The organism is Limosilactobacillus avistercoris (assembly GCF_014836425.1).
Classification (GTDB): domain Bacteria; phylum Bacillota; class Bacilli; order Lactobacillales; family Lactobacillaceae; genus Limosilactobacillus; species Limosilactobacillus agrestimuris.
In genome coordinates this window covers 53,489-74,813 of the sequence record NZ_JACSQW010000007.1, presented here as the reverse complement: position 1 = coordinate 74,813, position 21,325 = coordinate 53,489, and the positions used below count along the sequence as shown (strand labels likewise).

Here is a 21,325-nt window from a genome sequence, read left to right as displayed (position 1 = left end):
GTAACTAAAATTGTTACAATTAATATGTAGAAAGGAATGGTTAGTGTGCGGATATCGACCCGTTTTAGCGACAGCATCCACATTCTCGCTTTTATTGAAACCTATAAGGGTAAACTACCATTAAGTAGTGAAAACATTGCAAGAAGCATCGAAACGTCTCCAGTAGTCGTTCGTCGGTTAATGGGAAAGTTAAGGAGTGCCGGTTTAATAAAGACAGTCCATGGTTCTGCTGACCCCAAATTAATGCGTGAGCCAAAAGATATTTCTCTTTATGACATTTTTCTTGCTGTCGAAGAGGAACAACATATTTTCACAATTGATCCTAAAACAAATCCCGAATGTATTGTTGGTGGTAATATTCAATCAACTTTAAGTGAATTCTACCAACAAGCAGAAACAGCTGCAAAAGCAAAGTTAGCAGCAACTTCTCTCCAGGATGTTCTTAATTTAATCCTTGTTAAGCAGAGTGAAAAGGATCCACAAAAATTAATCGGTAGTAATTTGAAATAATAAACCGTTTAAAATGAACCCCCTAAATCGGTAAAAGTCGACTTAGGGGTTCTCTATAATTTAATTTTCAATTTTTAAAAGTAAGCCATAAAGGGCGCCGAGAAGGTTAGCCTCATTGCCAAAGTTAGCTGCTTTAATAACCGGCATTGCAATATCAGCCATTAGCCGACGATCACTTTTTTGGACTTTAACAAATTGAGTTTTAATTTCTTTAATTAAAATCGGTTGGACACTAATCCCTCCACCAATCAGCACTACTTCAAGATCTAATACCGCCTGAAGATCAATAATCAGGTAGGCTACGCGACGACAATATTCTTCAAAAATTTCCCAGGCAAGCGGATCGTGTGCAGAAATTTTTTGAAAAGCTTGCCGACCATCGGTGGGATCAGGGAGTTTACATACTCGAGCAATCATTTCAACCATCTTAACTGCTGACGTGGTAGCTCCAACTGTCCGTTGTTCAACGTCAGGATCATCACGGTTAGTCACAATTGCGCTCAATTCCCCTGCTCGACTATGGGGACCATGCAAGAGTTTCCCATTAATTACAATTCCACCACCAACAGAAGTCCCGAGAGTGATGACAGCTCCGTCATCTACCCCGACTAAGTTTCCTAACCATAACTCAGCTAACGTTGCACAGTTGGCATCATTTCCCACATAAACTGGTAATTTAGTAGTTTTTTCAAGGTATTCAGCTAAGTGAAATTCACCCATGTAACTTAAGACTCCCGTAAACTGAACATTACCAGTCTGCGGATCTACTATTCCCGGAACACTTACGCAAACAGCTGCAATTATCGGATTCTCACGAATAATCGTTTGAAGTGCTTGAATAAAAGCATCCTTAGAACGCGGTGTCATTAGTTTTCCTTTGGTCATAATATTTCCAGAATGATCAATTCGTGCACTCTTTATTGTTGTTCCACCAATATCAATACTCAGATACTGTCGTTGCATACTAACAAACACCTCGCTTCAGTTATCATTAATATTATACACAACTCTTGTCGAGAAGGTAGCAGATCAAGTCTCCATCTTTATAAACATTTGACTCACCAAAGTAAAAGGTTCAGGGATCATTAGAATTAACCCCTGAACTATTTATCCTTTTAGTTACCTTTGCTTCATCGCTTGAAGTTTAGCTTGGTGCCGCGCTTCGTGCTTTTCATCACGTTCAATAAAGAAGTACGAAACAGCAGCTAAAACAGCAACAATAACACCAACTGTAATTGTCTTAATTGTAAAGTTAGTTACCATGTAGCAAGAAATTAGCAAGGCTAGTGCAGGAATTATGTACTTACCTGGTAACTTAAAGCCATGATTTGGAAATTCATTGGTGTGTTTAAACTTAATTACTGCCAAAATCGATGGTACATATTGAATAAACGAAGCAAGAACAATACAAGATACCAAGAAGAGGTAAGATTGAGTTACCAAAAGAAGTGAAATAACTGCAGTAAAGATAATCGCTACCCATGGAGCATCATGTAAGTTCTTCTTTCCGATCCACTTTGGTAACATTGCGTGTTCACTCGCTAACGATGCAATCAAGGATGGGGTATTAAATGAAGCGGTAAATGCCACTCCAAAAATACTAATAAGCATTCCGGCAATAACCAAGATGTAACCCCACTTACCAACACCAGCATTAAAGGCATTCGCAATTGGCGTACTATATTTCACCATGCTAGTTCCTAAAATTCCAATTGCAACAAGCATCATTAATGAATACAAAATTGTTACACTGATCATAACAGCAATTAAGACCCGTGGAATATTTTTTCAGGATCATTCATCTGCTTAGCAGCAATCGGAATAAACGAGAATCCAGTAAACATATAGAATACAACACTAAAGGTAGAGCCAAAATGCTTAATTAATGGCATCGCACCAGTCATTGCTGCATGCGGGATAACTGGTGAAAAATTAGCAAAATGAATACAAAAGACCCTGACAACAATGAAAACAATGATTGTAATCATCTTTGCTGCCGATGAAAGATTATCGACAAACTTAACAATCGTTCGCCCATAGAAGTTAATAATCGAGAAGAATAAGATCAAACCAAAGACTGAACCATAATATACCCAATGATTACTAAAAATCGGCAAGAAACTCTTCAGCGTTGTTAATAATGCAACTACTTCCGCTGATAGTGTACAACAACCTAAAAGCCACGTGAAGATTCCTAATTCATAACCCCAGAAGCGACCAAAGGCATTATACGAATATAACCATGCTGCGCCTGAACCAGTAAACCAGCTAGACAGATCAGCATAGCATAAAGCAACCATACTAACTGTAATTGCAGCACATAGCAATACTACTACACCAGCGAGATTCATATCCCGATAAATTACTTGTGGTAGCAAAAAGCTCCGGAACCAATAACACCATTAATGCCTAAAAAGTAAATTGAAATAAAAGATAACTTTTTAGGACTTGATACTTTCCTACTAATGATTTTCACCCTCAATCTTTTATAACAAAAATTATATCTACATTTAAATTGTAATCTTTTTGTAACCGTTTTACAAATCTTCATTTAAAAAAGAAAAATGACTAGAGAACATATTATCTCTCTAGTCATTCTTTTACTTATTAAGTGTTTAATTAGTAATCAACAGTGATTACTTAAGACCTTTCCAAGTCCAGTTAGTAACTTCTGGTAAGTCCTTACCTTCTGAACGGATGTAGTGGTTGTGCTTGTTGATCATGTTGTCCATCTTGGCAACAAAAGCAGCAGCCTTTTGTTCGTAACCAGGTACGTTTTGGATAGCATCCTTAGCAAGGTGGAAACGGTCAAGTTCGTTCAATACACGCATGTCGAATGGAGTGGTGATGTCACCATTTTCTTCGTATGAGTGAATGTGAACGTTCCGGTTAGCACGATCGAAGAACAATGCTTGGATCATGTCACGGAAACCGTGCCATGCAAAGATAACTGGCTTGTCAGTAGTGAAGTATTGGTTGAATTCTGCGTCAGACAAACCTTCTGGGTTCTTGTCTTGCTTCATCAACTTCATGATTTCAACGATGTTGATGTAACGAATCTTCAATTCAGGGAAGTTGTCATGAAGAATGTCAATAGCAGCAAGAGTTTCTTCAGTTGGTTCAGTACCTGCTGACGCAAAGACAACATCTGGTTCGCTACCTTGGTCAGTAGAAGCCCAGTTGATGTAACCAAGACCATTGTCAACTAATTCAGTAGCTTCATCAATGGAGAACCATTGTGCACGTGGGTGCTTTGAAGTTACGAAAATGTTAATGCATTCTTGGTCGTTAAATGCCTTGTTAGATACAGCCATTAATGAGTTAGTATCTGCAGGTAAGTATTCCTTAACAAGGTCTGGACGTTCCTTTTCAAACATGTGAGTTAAAAGACCTGGATCTTGGTGAGTGTACCCGTTGTGATCTTGTTGGAATACAGTTGAAGTATCAACGAAGTTCAATGCTGGGTATTGGTGACGCCAGTAGAGATCCTTAGCCTTACGTAACCACTTCATGTGTTGAGTAAGCATCGAGTCAACAACACGACCGAATGCTTCGTAAGTAGCGAAGAAACCGTGACGACCAGTTAAAGTGTAACCTTCAAGGAAACCTTCAGCTTGGTGTTCTGAAAGTTGTGAATCGATCATCCGACCTTCATGAGCAAGGTTTTCATCGTTTGGTTCATGAATACCTTCCATCCATTGACGCTTGTCATTGTCAAGGAATGCGTAAAGACGGTTTGACTTAGATTCATCAGGACCGAATCCACGGAAGTTAGTTGGGTTCAATTCAGCCATCTTGCTGAGGTACTTACCCCATTCAAGCATGTCTTGCTTTACAACAGAACCTGGAGTTTGAACGTCAACAGCAAAGTCACGGTAGTTTGGCAATACAAGTGGCTTAGGATCGATACCACCGTTAGTGATAGGGTTCATAGCCATCCGACGGTTACCTTCTGGTGTGTTCTCTTCAACAAGAGCAACTGGGTGACCGTTTTCGTCAAACAATTCGTCAGGCTTGTATGACTTCATCCAGTCAACAAGCATGTCCTTGTGTTCCATGTCATCTTGTGATACCGGAATAGGAATTTGGTGAGCACGGAATGAGTTTTCGATAGGGTTACCATCGAGATCCTTAGTAGGACCAGTCCAACCCTTAGGAGCACGGAAGATGATCATTGGCCATTGTGGTAATGATTCATCATTGTTTTCACGAGCGTTCTTTTGAATAGCCTTGATTTCTTCGATAACAGTATCAAGAGTCTTAGCCATTTGTTCGTGAACTTCCATGTGTGGCTTGTAGCCATTGAATTCACCATCACGGTCAGCTTCCTTGTAAGCTGATACGAAGTAAGGCTTCCAGCCCATACCTTCGAAGTACTTAGTAAGTTCTTCGTCGCTCATCCGTGAAAGGATAGTTGGGTTAGAAATCTTGAATCCGTTAACTTGGATGATTGGTAATACCGCACCATCCTTAACTGGGTTGATGAACTTGTCTGAGAACCATGATGCCATTAATGGACCAGTTTCAGCTTCACCATCACCAATTTCAACAGCGGCGATAACATCTGGGTTATCTAAGATAGCACCAACACCGTGTGAAAGTGAGTAACCAAGTTCCCCACCTTCGTGGATTGAACCTGGAGTTTCTGGTGCGGCGTGTGATGCAGTACCGCCTGGGAATGAGAAGTGCTTAAATAACTTAGCCATTCCCTTAGTATCTTGTGTGTATTCAGGATAAATTTCAGTGTATGAACCATCCAAGTATGAGTTGTTAACCATAACTTGGCCACCGTGACCTGAACCTTCAATGTAGAACATGTCAAGGTCGTACTTCTTAATTACACGGTTCAAGTGTGCGTAAATGAAGTTTTGAGGAACAATAGTACCCCAGTGACCAATTGGCTTAGGCTTAACATCTTCAGCCTTCAAAGGTTGGCGTAATAATGGGTCGCCCATTAAGAACAAAGTACCAACTGAAAGGTAGTTGGCTGCACGCCAGTAAGCATCAACACTTTCCAAGTACTTCTTGGAATCGTAATCTACTGCCATTCTAATAAACACTCCTTCTGAATAAATAAATACGTTCTTGCGGTTAAACAATACGTAAATCATTCAAATTTACAATAACAATAATAACGGATTTAAACAAAAAGTCAACCTTTTTCAAAATTGATCCGATCCAATTTTGAAATTGAACTTTGACAATTAAGATTGGCACGGCTTTTAGCTATCCGCCATTACACGTAACAGCAACTATTGTATACTATTCATCAGAAAAATTATATTAAATTTAGTTTACAGAGGAGACCTAACATGAAGCATTTGTATCCAGCTGATGTTGGAGATTATGCAAAAACATTTGCAGTATTAGCAGTAATGTTGCAGTCAGTATTAACGGTTGTAATGCACGAAGCCACGAAAGGTTCTCAAGAATTCTTATTTGGCGGAATATATGAATTAGTTAAATATGCAGCACCAATGTTCATTTTTGGAATTATGTATTCCACAATTCGGACAAACCCTGGAGCGACAATGATGAACTATCCTCTATACATGCGAAATCGCTGGCACATGCTATTTATTCCGTCAATTTGGTGGACCTTCGCCTACTTACTTCTTACTCCCCAATTACAACGGGGACGTCCTTACACTAATTTAGGAACTTTTTGCTGGCAATTCATTAACGGTAATGCCGCCCAACACCTTTGGTATAACGTCATGATGCTCCAATTTATCATTATTACCCCACTATTCTGGTGGATCGCTAGGTGGGTTAACAATAATAGTAAACGTGGCTGGCTTACTCTTGCCCTAGCAATTATTTTTCAATTCTGTTGGCACTTGATGTATGAATTCCAAGTATTTCACGGTCCCCACGATCATGACTGGTACCTTCTTGACCGTGTCTTTCCCAGTTTTTTCGCCTTTGCAATTTTCGGTACCCTTCTTTGGTGTTTCCACAGGCAACTGTTTCCTCTTCTCTCTAAATTTTGGTGGTTAATCTTAATTTGTTGGGGACTGCTCTATGTATTCGTTACTCATAATTTCTTTGCATTTGGTCTCCCAGTTAAATTCACTAATGCTCCCTACTACCTTCCATCAATGCTGTTCTATAACCTTACAGCCATTCTTGCTGTTGCTGCGTTCCACCTCCACCATATTCACAGTCGCAGTTATTGGTTAGCTCGTTGTCATCACATTGCAGACTATGCGCACCGTGCTTATCTTTCACACGTCTTTTGGCTATACTGGATTTGGCAGTTAGGTAAAGGCATTTGGTCAGTCTTTAATCCACTTCTGTTATTAGTCGTTATTTACCTACTTACCGTAACCTGTTCTTTCGCCTCAGCCTATGGTTTCTATAAGCTCTGGTTTAAGCTTAAAAATTAAAAAGATTGGGTCTGGAAATTTCCAGACCCAATCTTTTGTCTTCTAAACAGCTAATTTTCCTGATCCAAACTTACAAATGTATCGTACTTCATGTACCGATAGTGAACCCGCATGTTAGATACTTCAAACGGTGTCCCGTCATCCAAGAAGAAGACCCCCTCCATAATAGCAACTGGTTCAGTTGGCTTTAGTTTAAGAAGCCGTCGATCATCTGCCTTTGATGGAGCCACACTAATTGACATAAAGGACTTGGTAACTCGCTTACCCTTAGCTGTTTCCAAGTAGTTAAAAATTGAGCTTTTAACAATAACGGGTGAAAGCGTTGGAATAATTTTTATTGGAATATACCCTGTTTCAATAATAAACGGTTGATCGTCAATTAAACGAAGCCGTTTGATCTTATAAACAAAATCATTATCATCAAGAAAGAGATCCTGTTGTAGATCTTGGCTTGCTGGAATAACTTGGTAGTCCATTAACTTAATACTTTGCTTTTTATCCCCAAACTTAAAGCTATCAGTAACTCCTAAGTTACTTCCTTCATAGCGAAATAACGAACGGTTTTTTAGGTATAATGGATTAATAAATGTTCCTGAACCACGTTTCTTAAAGATGATTCCCTGCTGGGCTAAAACCCCAAGTGCGCGTTTGATTGAACTACGGCTTACTTTATAGCTTGCACTAAGACTTCGCTCATCGGGTAATTTCATCCCCGGATATTGGTTTGCTAGGATTTTTTGTTTTATATCACTCATCACGGAGCGGTATACTAAATCTGCCATGTCATTTACTCCTCGGATTATTTGATAGACGATTAATGCTGTTTCTAGTATAGCAGACCTATTTAAAATTGGGATCTATTTCACTAAAAATTGGTTCGTCCCACAAAAATGGAGGCTAATATTTACCATGAGTAAAAAGAAAAAAAGTAAAATGAAGAAAACCCAAGTTGAACAAATTCTGGATAAAAATAAAATTGCCTATGAACAAGCAGAATTTCCCACTCACCAAGATGGTGATGTCTGTTCTATGACGGTGGATCACACTGGAGTTGATGAACACCACATCTATAAAACACTTGTCCTTTCTGGTAATGTTACTGGGCCACTTGTTGGTATTATCCCAATTGATCAACACCTTGACGAAAAAAAGCTCGCTAAGGTTTCTGGGAACAAGAAAGTAAATATGGTTCCGCTAAAGAAACTTTTAAAGACAACGGGGTATGTTCATGGAGCTAACACGCCAGTTGGAATTTACGAAAAGTTCCAATATCCGATCTTTATTGATAATGAAGCGAAAGAACAAGGTGAAATTTACGTTTCTTCCGGAAAGATTGGGCGGTCAGTTAAGTTAAACGCTGAGGACCTAGCTAATTTAGTTCATGCTGAATTTGCCGATCTTGAACAACATTCCTAATACTAGTAATTTTTTAAATAAAATAGATAAATTGCTAAGCAGTATTAAGAAGTTTAAAATGATAATAACCAAATTTTTATGTTTTATCTAGAAAGGTCTTGAAATAAATGAAGAAAAACTTATCTGCTTGTACCACAGTCTTGGTTGGTAAGGAAGCCACAATTGATGGTTCCACAATGGCAGCACGAAATGATGATACGTTTGGCCCATTAACGCCACAACGTTTTGTTACTTATCCTGCTTACCATAATCACCCAAACCAGGTAAAGGCATACTTAAACAAGTGTGTTGTTGACCGTCCAGCTGACGGTTACCGATACCAAGGGACACCAAACGTTAACTACAAGACTGAAGGTGTCTTTGACGAAAGTGGCTTTAACGAAAAAAATGTCGGCATGAGCGCTACTGAAAGTGTTTACGCTAACGAACGTGTTCTTGCCTGTGATCCACTAAATACTGAAACTGGGATCAATGAAGACCTCATTGTTGCCGCAACACTTCCATTCATCAATAGTGCTAAAGATGGTGTTAAATACCTCGGCCAATTGATTGCCAAGTATGGTTCTGCTGAAGGTAACGGGGTTATCTTTAGTGATAAGAATGACGTTTGGTACATGGAAATCGTTACTGGCCATCACTGGGTAGCTGAACGAATTCCAGATGATGCCTATGCGGTAACTGGTAACCGGGTAGCAATTCAACAAGTAGACTTTAATGATCCAAATAACTTTATGTGGTCAGAAGGTATTCAAGAATTTGTCGAAAAGAATCACCTTAATCCAGATAAGTACGGCTGGGATTTCCGTCATATTTTTGGAACCGCTGACGTCTTTGATCAACATTACAATACACCACGGCAATGGTATGGTCACAAGGTTCTTAACCCTAGTGTGGAACAAGATCCCCTTGATTTTGACCTTCCATTTATTATGCGGACTAATCACCGGATTACCCTTGCTGATGTCCAAAAGATTTTAAGTAGTCATTATCAAGGCACTCCTTATGATCCGCTGGGTCATGGTACAGAAGAACAAAAACACCTCTTCCGGCCAATCTCACTCAACCGGACACAAAACTCACATGTTCTTCAAGTACGAAACGATTTACCAGAAGCCGCATCAACCATTATGTGGATGAGTTTCGGTATTCCTACCTTTACCCCTTATATTCCATTCTTTGGAAACGCTGATGACATTGATGTAAGTTACCGCGAAACTCCAAAGAAGCTTAACATGGATTTGAAGAGTGCTTACTGGATGTACCGGGCTCTTTCCATGATCGTCGAATCTCACCATGCTGAATTTGCTCAAGACGATCTCAACTACTTAAAGGATTCACGTGAATACCTCTACCGGTGGGTTAATGAAGTTGCCCCAAAGGTTAAGGGAATGAGTGATAAAGATGCTTGCGCTTATCTCAGCGACGAAACACATAAGATGGTCGCAGAAATGGCCAAGCGGACTAAAGGATTGATGAGTTCTTTGATTATGCATGGCCTTGAGCTTTCTAAACTGACATTCATTATGGATAAGAATCTGTAATTAATTTTTATCAATAAAGTCAAATCCCCACTAGGTTCATTGTTTTCTGTGAATCTAGTGGGGATTTATGTTGTTTCATGTGAAACAAAACTTACTTAGTAGAGTTTCACCATTTCATTTAAATTCAATCTGTTAGAATAAAGGTAACTTTTGAGGAGGCAAATAAAATGATTTCACCATTACTCGGTTTAAAAGGGAGCAGTAATCGTCAGCAAATTGACGATCGGCTCCAATACCATCCAGATGTTTATGAATTTTACACGGACGCTAACGACTTCACTCCTGAAGGCTACCAACACCTTGACGAAGCCGTTCAGTATGTTCAATCAAAGGGAATTTCAAAAATTGTTATCCACCACCCAATGGTCTTTAAAAAATGGCATTCTGAAGTTGTCGCTCCTGAAAACTACTTTCCAGAGCTTTACCGGTTCATCGAAACCTCAACTGAACAACTAATTAGCTTAGCCCAGGAGCGTAACATCCAGGTATTAGTCCATGGTGGTTATGCAGGAAAAGAAGTTCAAGAAATGGTTAATCTTTACCCAAACGTTGAAGCGGCCCGCCAAGCAGTTTACGATCGTCTCGATCGATTTGCCCGCGCTGGTGGTAACCATATTATGTTTGAGAACTCAATTGCACCGGTATTCGCTTATGGTCACCCAGAGCAAGAGAATGAAATCCTAAGTCATAATTACCGGTTAGCGTTTGATACTTCGCACTGTTTTATCGAAATGCATGGTGACAATCAGGCACTCCAAGCATCCCTTAAGCATCTACGAGAACATGTCGTTCACTACCATCTCGTGGACTCATTAGGGCAAACTCATGATAGTCTTCAATTAGGAAAAGGAAAAATTGACTGGGCTCCTGTTTTAAAGTTATTAAATCCAAATGCTACCAGCATCTATGAAATTAACCTTCATGATCAATCAAATTGTCACGAACAAATCGAAAGCCACCACTACCTTGTTGATCTCGCTAACAAACTAGCCCAAGGAGCATAACGTGAAAGTCAAAATTCAAAAAAATCATTTATCCCTAGTAATTGTCCTGTTTATCCTCTACCTTGCTATTCGGTACTGGCCGACAGTAGCTAAATTAATTCATTCAATTACTAGAGCATCAATGCCACTTTTAATCGGTTGTATTGTTGCTTATATTGTGAACCTCCTTCTTAACCAATATGAACACCTTTATTCAAAAATATTTAAGACTAAGAAGGCGCAAAAATACCGTCGCTTATTTGGAATAATCTTTGCCTACCTAACAATTATCTTAATTCTTATTATTGTTTCCTCTCTGGTAATTCCAGAACTAGTTTCTTGTATTAAACTCCTAGTTACTAATCACGGCCAGGTAATTAACCGGTTTATTAAAGCAATTGAACATAATAAGGATCTTAGCACTTTATGGAATAGCTTTGATTTAGAAAAAATTAAATGGAATCAAGTTGGTAAGTATCTCACCGTTGGCTTTGGTGGAACGTTCAAAGCAGTTGTTTCAACTGCCTCTTCAGTCGTTTCAGCATTCACAACAGCATTAATCGCCTTATTCTTTTCTATTTATCTTTTGATCTATAAGGAAATGCTAGTTCGTCAAATTAAACACCTTATTAACGCTTACCTGCCTAAGTTGAGCAGTCATATTTTTTACGTGATTAAGGTGATTAACGATAGTTACAGCAACTACATTATCGGTCAATGCAAGGATGCCGCAATTCTAGGAATCTGTTGTTTTATCGGCATGAGTATTCTCCGGATGCCCTACGCATCAATGATTGGTGTTGTAACTGCAATTGGTGCCCTTATTCCAATCGTTGGTGCAATTCTTGGTGCAAGTATCGGCGTAATTATCATTTTTGCAATTTCACCAATTCAGGCTGGCTTTTTCTTGATCTTTATCGTTGTCCTTCAACAATTCGATAACCGAGTTACTTACCCATTGGTTGTTGGTAAATCAATTGGCCTACCTAGCGTTTGGGTATTTGCTGCTGTTATTATCGGTGGTGGAATCTACGGTATCTTAGGAATGATGTTCACCGTTCCGCTTCTTGCCGCAATTTATAAAATTATTGGACGAGATACTCGAAATCGACTAGCAACAGAGTAAAAAATTGTTTATTTATTCTTTGTTTTCGTGATTATCTTTTTCAACTTGGCTTTCTTTTGCCATCATCTTTAACAGGTACCGTGCCTTTAAGCCAGCCAAAACTGCATCAATACCAAAGTTCATTAATTGTTCGTTTGCTGGATCAAAGTTAGGGTTAGTTGGAATTGTTTCGTTTCTTAACCGTGCATTGAGGATTTCAACAAAGCGGTCATAAGCTTGTTTCGGGTAGTCCTTCGAGGTAATTTGAAGAATTCCCCGACGGATATCATCAATTGCAAAAGTATTTTTAAAGAAGCCAATCAACAATAAATCAACAATTTGATTAACAGCATACTTTTTCTTAATCGGTGCCTGGATAGTCTTTTTCTTCACGTAATTATTAATCATCGACTTTGTAAGAGGTTCCATTCCCAAACTAGTCAAATTTTCATTAATCACTGCAGCAACTTGATCAACGTACAATCCAAGACTAGGTAGTTCTTCCCATTTTGGAAAATGCATCCGGGAAATACTATTCTCCCAACGTTTAAATTCTGTTAAGTTTGTCATTATTGACCTCCTTTACTATTAACAATCCCAATTGATTGATTAAGGTAGCGATTAGTTTTTAGAACCGTTTGTAATAGCAAACCTAGTTGATCGATTCCGACCTTACCACCATCCATCACTTGCCCTTCAGCAGTGATTTTCGTTTCCGTATTAGCAACAGTAAGTGGTGGTATACGGACAATTGTATACGGTATTTCAAATTCATCAATCATCTTAACCGCATATTGATGCATCATTACCATCGTTCGGGCACTTTTACCATACCATTTCTCAACTTGTTCTAGCGAAGCATCATCTGCAGTTCCTGGAATGCTTAACATTACGATCTTAGCCGGTAAGAAAACACTCTGATCTATCAAATCAGCCAATTCTTGAACTTCATCATCCACATAATCATTTGACTTTGGCAACCAGCACAAAATATCTCCTGATTGAAGTTGAACCTTAAAGTTAGTTGATACAACTGCATCCGGCATCTTTTTGATAACTTTAGACGCAAGCTCATCATCCCGATTATCAATCAATACTACTCGACCCACAAGCATTCCTCCTTGAGTTACCAAGTCATTAATTCATCTTCTACTGTCGCATCTTCAATTCGGACATCGGTGATCGTGCTTTGTTCTAACAAGGGAAGAAGAACCTGAATATTACCAGTAAAAAGAAAACGGGTTTCTTTAGACGCTTCTTCTAGCATATGAGCACCTAACTTCACTGCATTTTCAACCGGGAAGCCAGTTCCAATAACCGTTACTACACAATCAACACTATCAACCATCTCAACATTCCGAGCAGAGGTAAGGTGACTTCCTTCAAAGTAGTAGATTGTCTTTGAAAATCGCATTAAGGTTGAAACGTTTTGACTTGTGAAAACAACTAACGAATCAGTCTTTTTAGTATAGTCCGCAATCAATTCCCCCATTGTTAACCGACTATTCTCATCAAGACCATCAAAAGCATTATCAAGAAGGACAATTGGGCGACATAATGAAAGTAAAAGAACAATTCGCAGTTTCTGCTGTTCATCAGGAGTTAATTCTGCAACCCGTTTTCCGGGAACTATTCCTAACGACTCTAGCATTTGGTTAGTTTGCTCAACTGTTAAAACATCTTTATGGTGTTTAAGGGAATTTTTAACAGCCTTCAAAACCGTCTTCCCTTTTAATTCAACATCATCAAAATGAGCAACCATTGGATTACCACGACGACGGTTAATCTTTCCTAATGGCTCACCATTAACGGTTACTGCACCTTCCTCAATATTTCCTTGAGCATCTAGGAGCTGTTTTAACGCTGCTGGCGCACCATCATCATTGCTACAAAAAGCAACCACTTGTGGTGAAGTTAACTCCAATGAAACATTTTCTAAGCGATCACCGGACTTAGCATCAAAAGTCAGTTGATCTAAGACAATACTACTCAAATTTAGTCCTCCCCAAATAAGAAACGTTATAAGTTAATTTTATCATGTAATTACCCAAATGGACTGGATCATTACTCTCTTAAAGTAATTTTCATAATTTTGATTAATGTGCTTTATCTAAAGATAACTGTTTATTTCCCTCATAAATAGCTACTTTTATGCCAAATAAACACAAAAATTAGTAACACCGTGTGATAAAATAATTTATACTACTATTTATCGCCCTATTCAACTAAAATAGACTAAGGATAAATTACGTTATAGTTAGTTACATATAGAAAGAGGATCTAAAATGACAGCAATGAACATTATTTATATTTCAATCGAGGGGAATACGCGTTCATTTCTTAAACGTATGTCGACATACGCTACACAACAACATAGTTTCAATCCCAAGAGTCCACTTTTAAACCTTAAGGAAATCACCGATCAAACTGAACCAACTAACGAACAGGAACCATTTTTTGTTTTTGTTCCAACCTACTTAGATGGTGGTGATGGCATTACCTCTGGTTTCACAGAAATCATGACTAATTCTCTTGGCAAATACATCGCTTATGGTGATAATCCTAAAAAGTGTCTTGGAGTAGTCGGTAGTGGTAACCGAAACTTCAATGAGCAATACTGCTTAACTGCACGTAAGTATGCTAAGCAGTTCAATGCACCATTCCTTGCTGATTACGAACTCCGGGGAACTTCCCAAGATATTGAAGTAATTTACGATCGCCTTACCAAACGGTGGAATGAACAATAAAAATCTATAAAGTAAAGGAGACTGGAAAATTCCGGTCTCCTTTTACTTTAGTCTTCTATTAACTTACCACTACAAATCAGCCAAGTGATCCCATACTTGTCAACCACCTGTCCAAGTTGATTATTCGCTGTCTGATTACCAAACGGAATTGTAACCCGTTGATCATCAGAACTAGCAAGTTTATTAAATAACTGTTTTGCTGCCGCCTCATCATCACCAAAATCTATCACTAGTGAAATCATTGCTGAGGGTTGAGGATTAGTCATCGTGGCATCTGCACAAATTATTTTCTGACCAGCTACTGTAAATTCGGCACGAAACGTTGTTGAACTTAAAGAATCTGTACTCAAGCCTAAACTTTCTGCTTGTTCTTCACTTAATGGCTGATGGTAAACAATCTCTGCATCAAAGTTTTGAATATAGTAGTCCATTGCTTCCTTTGCATTCTCAAATGTTAAATACGGGTATATCTGTGCAGTCATGTTTTTCCTCCGTTAAAATCTTCCTTTTTGATTATATGGTTCATTTTGAGTCTCGTCAAACAGGTGTCTCAAAATAAGGCATTAAATTTCCATCTACTATATAGAACGAAATTTTCCGGATTTTCACTCAAAATCTTGACCAATCTTGCATAAAAAATCAAAAAACTTTTGTTCTAGACCAATCATTGTTTTAGGTTTATCGTCCTCTTTATACAGACGATAAATCGGCTGATCCATTGTATTTGTAAGTATTTCACAAAGAAAACGTTTACCATTTTTGATGCAGAATTGCCATTGAAAGTATATAATTGTATCGTTAGAAGATTTTCTGAATATTCAGAAGGAGTGAACATTTTGGCTACAGAAAATAAGGCATTAATTACATTGTTTGGTGCAACTGGTGACTTAGCTAAGCGGAAGCTTTACACTTCCCTATTCAAGCTCTATCAAAAGGGTTACTTGGCTGATCACTTTGCATTACTTGGTACTTCACGTCATGAAATGAGCGATGAAGAATTCCAAGAATTGGTTTTAAATTCAATTAAAGATATTCCTGCAAAGGACGGCGAAGCAGAAGCATTTTCAAAGCACTTCTTCTACTGCGCTCACGATGTTACTAAACCAGAACACTACGTTAAGTTGAAGGATCGTTTGGCAGAACTTGATAAGCAATTCGGTACTGAAGGTAACCGGTTGTTCTACATGTCAATGGCTCCACAATTCTTTGGTACTATTGCCATCAACATCAAGAAGCAAGGCTTGTTAACTGACAATGGTTACAACCGCCTTGTTATTGAAAAGCCATTCGGTCGTGACTTCGATTCAGCTAAGAAGTTGAACGACGAATTGTCACAAACATTTGAAGAAAACCAAATCTTCCGGATTGACCACTACCTTGGTAAGGAAATGGTTCAAAACATCCAAGCATTACGTTTTGGTAACCCAATCATCGAAGCTCTTTGGAACAACCGTTACATTGATAACATCCAAGTAACCTTGAGTGAAAAACTTGGTGTTGAAGAACGTGCCGGTTACTACGACAACTCTGGTGCATTACGTGATATGGTTCAAAACCACATTATGCAAGTGGTTGCCCAATTAGCAATGGAAGAACCAGTTGCCTTCACTGATGATGATGTTCGTGTTGAAAAGATTAAAGCTTTGCGTAGTTTACGTGTATACACCCCATCAGAAGCTGCGGCTAACTTTGTTCGTGGTCAATATGGTGCCGTTAATGATCAACCTGATTACCGTCATGAAGATGGCGTTGATCCAGAATCAGGTACTGAAACATTCGTTGCTGCTAAGTTAATGTTTGATAACTACCGTTGGTCAGGCGTTCCATTCTATGTTCGGACTGGTAAGAAGTTAGCAGACAAGTTCACACGGATTGATATTGTCTTCAAGAAGCCATTGATTGACATCTTTGCCAACCCAGATACTGCTGACAAGCAAGCATTGAAGTCAAATGTCTTAACTATTTACGTTGAACCTAACTCTGGTTTCGGTCTTCGTCTTAATGCTAAGCACGTTGGTCAAGGATTCACTACTGAACCAGTTGACCTTAACTTTGTTCAAAGTGACACTGCTAAGAAGGAATCTCCAGAACCATACGAACGTCTTTTCCACGATGCTCTTGAAGGTAACCACACCAACTTTGCTTCATGGGCTGAAATTGCTTATGCATGGAAGTTCGTTGATGTTATCCGGAACCTTTGGGACATTGAAAAGCCACAATTCCCTAACTACACTCCAGGATCAATGGGTCCTGCCGCAGCTAGCGAATTGTTAGCTCGTGACGGTCGCAAGTGGGTTTACGATCTTAACAAGTAATTAAATTTAATTTATTAAAGAGCCGCAAGCAAAATTAATTGCTTTTTGGCTCTTTTTTATTTGTATTTTAAGTAGTGAGTGCTGTATAATAGTTATTGTGAAATTAAACACAAATATAGCTAAGGAGCGTAAGAATATGTCAGATCAAAAAGCACAAATTGGTGTTGTTGGTTTAGCTGTTATGGGTAAAAATCTTGCCTTAAACATCGAAAGTCACGGGTTTACAGTTGGTGTTTATAACCGTCACCGTAACCGGACTGACGAAATGATCCGCGATCATGGCGATAAGAAATTAGTGCCAAGTTACACAATCAAGGACTTTGTTGACTCACTAGAAAAGCCTCGGCGGATCCTGATGATGGTTAAGGCCGGTAAAGCAACTGACGCTGTTATTGATGAATTATTACCTTTACTTGATAAGGGTGACGTTCTAATCGATGGTGGTAACACTAACTTCCACGACACCATGGCGCGGAATGCTAAATTAGATAAATCTGGTATCAACTTCATCGGCATGGGTGTTTCCGGTGGTGAATTAGGTGCTCTTTATGGTCCATCATTAATGCCTGGTGGTCAAAAAGAAGCTTATGATCTTGTTGAACCAATTCTTACTAAGATTGCTGCTAAGGCTGAAGAAGATGGCAAGCCATGTGTTGCTTACATTGGTCCTAATGGTGCTGGTCACTACGTTAAGATGGTTCACAACGGAATTGAATACGGTGACGAAGAATTAATTGATGAAAGTTACAACATCATGCGGAACGTCTTAAAGATGCCTGTTGATGATATTGCAAAGACCTTTGCTGAATGGAACAAGGGTGAACTTTCTAGCTACCTCGTTGATATCACTGCTGATATTCTTACCCGTAAAGACGACCTTGGTGATGATAAGACTAAGCCAATTGTTGACATGATTCTTGATCGTGGTGCTAACAAGGGAACCGGTAAATGGAGCTCTGAAACTGCCCTCGACGGTGGTGCACCACAATCTGTTATTACCGAAGCCGTTTACGCTCGTTACATCTCAATGATGAAGAAGGAACGGGTCCAAGCAAGTAAGGAATTACCTGTGGATACTGAAGCAATCTCAATTGATGACAAGAAGGAATTAGTTGAAAAGATTCGTCAAGCCCTCTACTTTGGTAAAGTAATGAGTTACGCTCAGGGATTCGAACAAATGCGGATTGATTCAGAACGTTATGATTGGAACTTAAAGTACGGTGAACTAGCTCAGATTTGGCGTGCAGGATGCATTATTCGGGCACAATTCTTACAAAACATTACTGATGCCTTTACTAAGAACCCTGACCTAAAGAACCTGCTTTTTGATGATTACTTCAAAGATATTGCTAAGAAGTATCAAAAAGCTATCCGGGATGTGGTTGCACTCGCTGTTAAAGCTGGAGTTCCAGTACCATCATTGAGCGCTGCTATCAGTTACTACGACTCCTTCCGTGCTGAAGTTCTTCCCGCAAACCTTCTTCAAGCACAACGGGATTACTTTGGTGCTCACACCTATGAACGGACTGACCGCCCTGGTAACTTCCACTACAGTTGGTACGAAGAACAATAAATAAAGAATTAATAAAATTTACGTTTAAAAAAGACCTATGATCAAATTATCATAGGTCTTTTTTATTCAACCATAAATAAACATTTACTAACTCATTTCCGCCATTAATCATTTTATTATTTCTACCGTGTAATCGCTTGCACTAATTTGCCTATTAATACTATACCAATTAAACATTTTTACCCAATTAGCAAATTATTTATCAAAACTTTTCGTAAAAATTTACTAAAAGTATATTGACATCTTTTTTGAAAGCGCTTAACATAATGGCTGTAAGTTATATTAAAGCTGTTGCAGAAAAGGGGAGTCTACAATGAACAATAGTTCAAAGAGTCAAGAACATGTTGGCCGTGCCCGTTTCGCCTACTCGATGGGTGCATTTGGACACGATGCCTTCTACGCCTTACTCTCTACTTACTTTATTATGTATGTTACTGGACACTTATTTAACTCCGGTAACAAAGTATTCGACGATCACATGGTTCTCTGGATCACTTCAATCATCGCGGTACTGCGGATTGTCGAATTATTAATTGACCCAATGATCGGGAATGCGATCGACCGGACCCATACCCGTTGGGGTAAATTTAAGCCTTGGGTTGTCGGTGGGGGTATTATTTCTGCCATCATCCTTGCTGTATTGTTTACACCACTAGGTGGCTTAAACATTTCTAGCCCTTATCTTTACTTAATCATTTTTGCCATCTTATACATCGTAATGGATGTCTTCTATTCATTTAATGATGTTGGTTTCTGGTCAATGCTTCCAGCCTTATCATTTAATTCACACGAACGTGATAAGATTGCTACCTTTGCCCGTGTTGGTTCTACTGTCGGTGGACAGATTATTGGTTTTGTTATCATGCCAATGGTTCTGTTCTTCTCGGCTAACCAAAATGGTGGTACTGGTGATGACCGTGGTTGGTTTATCTTTGCTGCTATTATCGCTGCCATTGCTGCTATTACTGCTATTGGTGTTGGTCTTGGTACTCATGAACAACAATCATTACTTCGTGAAAACAAGGAACAGACTAAGTTAAAGGATGTTTTCAAGGTCTTAGTTAAGAACGACCAATTGTTCTCAATTGCGATGTCTTACTTGTTCTACACAACTGGTATTACTCTGGTTAACAGTATGGAGCTTTACTACTTTACTTATATCCTTGGTAATGCTAAGGCCTTCTCAATCCTTGGTGGTTTGAACACTGTTGTTGGTGTTATTTCTGTTTTGACGTTCCCAATGTTTACTAGTAAGATTTCCCGGAAGAAGTTATTCTACGGTTCAATTATTATGTTGGCATTAGGGTTACTAATCTTTGCCTTCGCTGGTCAATCATTAGTACTTGTTCTTATCGGTGCTGAATTATTCTTCATTCCACAACCACTTGTTTTCTTGGTTGTTTTGATGACGATTACCGACTCAGTTGAATATGGTCAATTGAAGTTAGGACACCGTGATGAATCACTAACCCTTTCTGTTCGTCCATTACTTGATAAGTTTGCTGGTGCCGTTTCTAACTGGATTATCGGACCTACTGCGATTGCTGCCGGAATGACTGCTGGTGCTACTGCATCTACTCTTTCTGCATCAGGTGTAACAACATTTAAGCTCGTTATGTTCCTCGCTCCTGCCATTATGTTAGCCATCTCTGTTCTCATCTTCGCCACTAAGGTTAAGTTGGATGAAAAGATGCACGCTAAGATTGTTGACAAGCTTGAACAAACTTGGGGTAAGCAATTTAACAAGGGTGACAGTACAGAAGATGCTACCTCATCAACCAAAACTGCTGCTGTCGCACCAAAGCCTGGTGTAACAGATATTCCTGCCCCTGTTGCCGGTACAGTTGTTGACTTGAAGAACGTTAGCGACCCTGCCTTTGCTGATGGTAGTATGGGACAAGGATTTGCTATCAAGCCATCTGATGGTAAGGTTTACGCACCATTTAGTGGTACTGTTCGTGCAACCTTCTCAACTCGTCATGCCGTTGGTTTAGTATCAGATAGCGGTGTTGCCCTTCTGATTCACGTTGGTATTGATACCGTTAAATTACATGGTACTGGATTTGTTACCTACTTCCACAAGGGACAACATGTTGAAAAGGGTGACGAATTGATGGAATTCTGGGACCCAACCATTAAGAAGGCTGGTCTCGATGATACTGTTATCGTTACTGTTACAAACAGTGAAGAATTTAACTTCAAGCAACTTATCCCTGCAGACCAAAAGGTTACAACAACGGATAACGTTATGGAAGTTACAAAAAAAGAGCAAGATAAGTAATCTTGCGTCTCTCTAATTAAAAAGAAGCTGAGGAAAATTTCCTCAGCTTCTTTTTTAGTTTTATAATGGCCCATGGAGGTGACCTATATGGCTAAAAATAAATATGTTGCTTGGTTTTTCGTTATTCTTTGGGCAGTTGTCCTTTTCTTAACATTCACGAATAAGATGATGCTTGCAATGGATCTAATGGCGATCGGAATGTTTCTCGATGCAATCAAGTGTCTCATTAAATCTTAAGACTAAAAAAGAGTACGAAGTCAAAATCGCAATTTACTGAATTACAGTTTTGACTCCGTACTCTTTGTTTTATTAGGTTAAATATTACTTAGGATTCTAGGCAACACAGCTAAAATGTGCTCGCCAGGGACTCGCTAGAGCTATAACGTTCTAGGCAACTGAGTTGAAACATTTTCGCCGTGACCGTAATCTCCGCCTAACTATCCCGTCCTTGATTGTAAAACAATC

18 protein-coding genes and 1 pseudogene are annotated in these 21,325 nt (G+C 39.0%); 11 read left to right on the top strand and 8 right to left on the bottom strand.

From position 1 onward, the window contains the following. The first annotated feature begins 45 nt into the window (after positions 1–45). Positions 46–510: an Rrf2 family transcriptional regulator gene (locus H9564_RS04015; protein WP_191684238.1), complete on the top strand. Its 465-nt coding sequence runs from the start codon at positions 46–48 to the stop codon at positions 508–510. A gap of 60 nt (positions 511–570) precedes the next feature. Here the strand turns inward: H9564_RS04015 and H9564_RS04010 are convergent, their stop codons facing one another. From H9564_RS04010 to H9564_RS04000, 3 genes and pseudogenes are all read right to left on the bottom strand, one after another. Next, positions 571–1,473 (bottom strand): ROK family protein, encoded by a 903-nt coding sequence (locus H9564_RS04010; protein WP_191684237.1) that lies wholly within the window; start codon positions 1,471–1,473, stop codon positions 571–573. A gap of 156 nt (positions 1,474–1,629) precedes the next feature. After that, positions 1,630–2,977: pseudogene (locus H9564_RS04005) on the bottom strand (APC family permease). 169 nt (positions 2,978–3,146) lie between these two features. Further along, positions 3,147–5,558: a phosphoketolase family protein gene (locus tag H9564_RS04000; RefSeq protein ID WP_191684236.1), complete on the bottom strand. Its 2,412-nt coding sequence runs from the start codon at positions 5,556–5,558 to the stop codon at positions 3,147–3,149. Between the two features lie 264 nt (positions 5,559–5,822). Between H9564_RS04000 and H9564_RS03995 the strand changes: the two genes are divergently transcribed. Further along, positions 5,823–6,899, top strand: a complete 1,077-nt coding sequence (locus H9564_RS03995; protein ID WP_191684235.1) for an acyltransferase family protein — start codon at positions 5,823–5,825, stop codon at positions 6,897–6,899. 50 nt (positions 6,900–6,949) lie between these two features. On the opposite strand, the gene H9564_RS03990 is transcribed toward H9564_RS03995, so the two are convergent. Continuing rightward, positions 6,950–7,681 carry a GntR family transcriptional regulator gene (locus tag H9564_RS03990; RefSeq protein WP_191684234.1) on the bottom strand — a complete coding sequence of 244 codons (732 nt, stop codon included), beginning with the start codon at positions 7,679–7,681 and terminating at the stop codon, positions 6,950–6,952. Positions 7,682–7,808: 127 nt separating this feature from the next. On the opposite strand from H9564_RS03990, the gene ybaK reads away from it, so the two are divergent. The 4 genes from ybaK (at position 7,809) to H9564_RS03970 (ending at position 11,965) form a co-directional block, all read left to right on the top strand. After that, the gene (gene ybaK / locus H9564_RS03985) at positions 7,809–8,315 is read left to right on the top strand and encodes a Cys-tRNA(Pro) deacylase (protein WP_191684233.1); all 507 of its coding nucleotides are present in this window, start codon (positions 7,809–7,811) and stop codon (positions 8,313–8,315) included. A 107-nt stretch (positions 8,316–8,422) separates the two neighbouring features. Beyond that, a complete protein-coding gene (locus H9564_RS03980; protein WP_191684232.1) occupies positions 8,423–9,856 on the top strand; it encodes a C69 family dipeptidase in 1,434 nt (477 codons plus the stop codon). Between the two features lie 167 nt (positions 9,857–10,023). After that, the gene (locus H9564_RS03975) at positions 10,024–10,860 is read left to right on the top strand and encodes a TIM barrel protein (RefSeq protein ID WP_191684231.1); all 837 of its coding nucleotides are present in this window, start codon (positions 10,024–10,026) and stop codon (positions 10,858–10,860) included. 1 nt (position 10,861) lies between these two features. Further along, positions 10,862–11,965: an AI-2E family transporter gene (locus H9564_RS03970; protein WP_191684230.1), complete on the top strand. Its 1,104-nt coding sequence runs from the start codon at positions 10,862–10,864 to the stop codon at positions 11,963–11,965. Between the two features lie 12 nt (positions 11,966–11,977). Here the strand turns inward: H9564_RS03970 and H9564_RS03965 are convergent, their stop codons facing one another. Genes H9564_RS03965 through H9564_RS03955 form a run of 3 tightly spaced genes read right to left on the bottom strand, consistent with a single transcriptional unit; the run spans position 11,978 to position 13,937 of the window. Next, a complete protein-coding gene (locus H9564_RS03965) occupies positions 11,978–12,514 on the bottom strand; it encodes a DUF1836 domain-containing protein (protein ID WP_191684229.1) in 537 nt (178 codons plus the stop codon). Beyond that, positions 12,514–13,053, bottom strand: coding sequence for a saccharopine dehydrogenase related protein (locus tag H9564_RS03960; RefSeq protein WP_191684228.1), 540 nt, complete (start codon positions 13,051–13,053; stop codon positions 12,514–12,516). The genes H9564_RS03965 and H9564_RS03960 overlap by 1 nt, the downstream gene beginning before the upstream one ends. A gap of 17 nt (positions 13,054–13,070) precedes the next feature. Then, on the bottom strand, positions 13,071–13,937 hold the full coding sequence (locus tag H9564_RS03955; RefSeq protein ID WP_191684227.1) for an ATP-binding cassette domain-containing protein: 867 nt from the start codon (positions 13,935–13,937) through the stop codon (positions 13,071–13,073). Positions 13,938–14,229: 292 nt separating this feature from the next. On the opposite strand from H9564_RS03955, the gene nrdI reads away from it, so the two are divergent. Continuing rightward, positions 14,230–14,691: a class Ib ribonucleoside-diphosphate reductase assembly flavoprotein NrdI gene (nrdI, locus tag H9564_RS03950; RefSeq protein ID WP_191684226.1), complete on the top strand. Its 462-nt coding sequence runs from the start codon at positions 14,230–14,232 to the stop codon at positions 14,689–14,691. A 47-nt stretch (positions 14,692–14,738) separates the two neighbouring features. On the opposite strand, the gene H9564_RS03945 is transcribed toward nrdI, so the two are convergent. Further along, entirely contained in the window at positions 14,739–15,173 is a 435-nt protein-coding gene (locus tag H9564_RS03945) for a VOC family protein (RefSeq protein ID WP_191684225.1), read from the bottom strand. Between the two features lie 354 nt (positions 15,174–15,527). Here H9564_RS03945 and zwf point away from each other — a divergent pair, with 354 nt between their 5' ends. The 4 genes from zwf (at position 15,528) to H9564_RS03925 (ending at position 21,097) form a co-directional block, all read left to right on the top strand. After that, positions 15,528–17,006: a glucose-6-phosphate dehydrogenase gene (zwf, locus tag H9564_RS03940; protein WP_191684224.1), complete on the top strand. Its 1,479-nt coding sequence runs from the start codon at positions 15,528–15,530 to the stop codon at positions 17,004–17,006. 136 nt (positions 17,007–17,142) lie between these two features. Then, positions 17,143–18,579, top strand: a complete 1,437-nt coding sequence (gene gndA / locus H9564_RS03935; RefSeq protein ID WP_191684223.1) for an NADP-dependent phosphogluconate dehydrogenase — start codon at positions 17,143–17,145, stop codon at positions 18,577–18,579. A 313-nt stretch (positions 18,580–18,892) separates the two neighbouring features. Further along, on the top strand, positions 18,893–20,860 hold the full coding sequence (locus tag H9564_RS03930; RefSeq protein ID WP_191684222.1) for a glycoside-pentoside-hexuronide (GPH):cation symporter: 1,968 nt from the start codon (positions 18,893–18,895) through the stop codon (positions 20,858–20,860). Between the two features lie 87 nt (positions 20,861–20,947). Beyond that, the gene (locus H9564_RS03925) at positions 20,948–21,097 is read left to right on the top strand and encodes a hypothetical protein (protein ID WP_191684221.1); all 150 of its coding nucleotides are present in this window, start codon (positions 20,948–20,950) and stop codon (positions 21,095–21,097) included. The last annotated feature ends 228 nt before the right edge of the window (positions 21,098–21,325 follow it).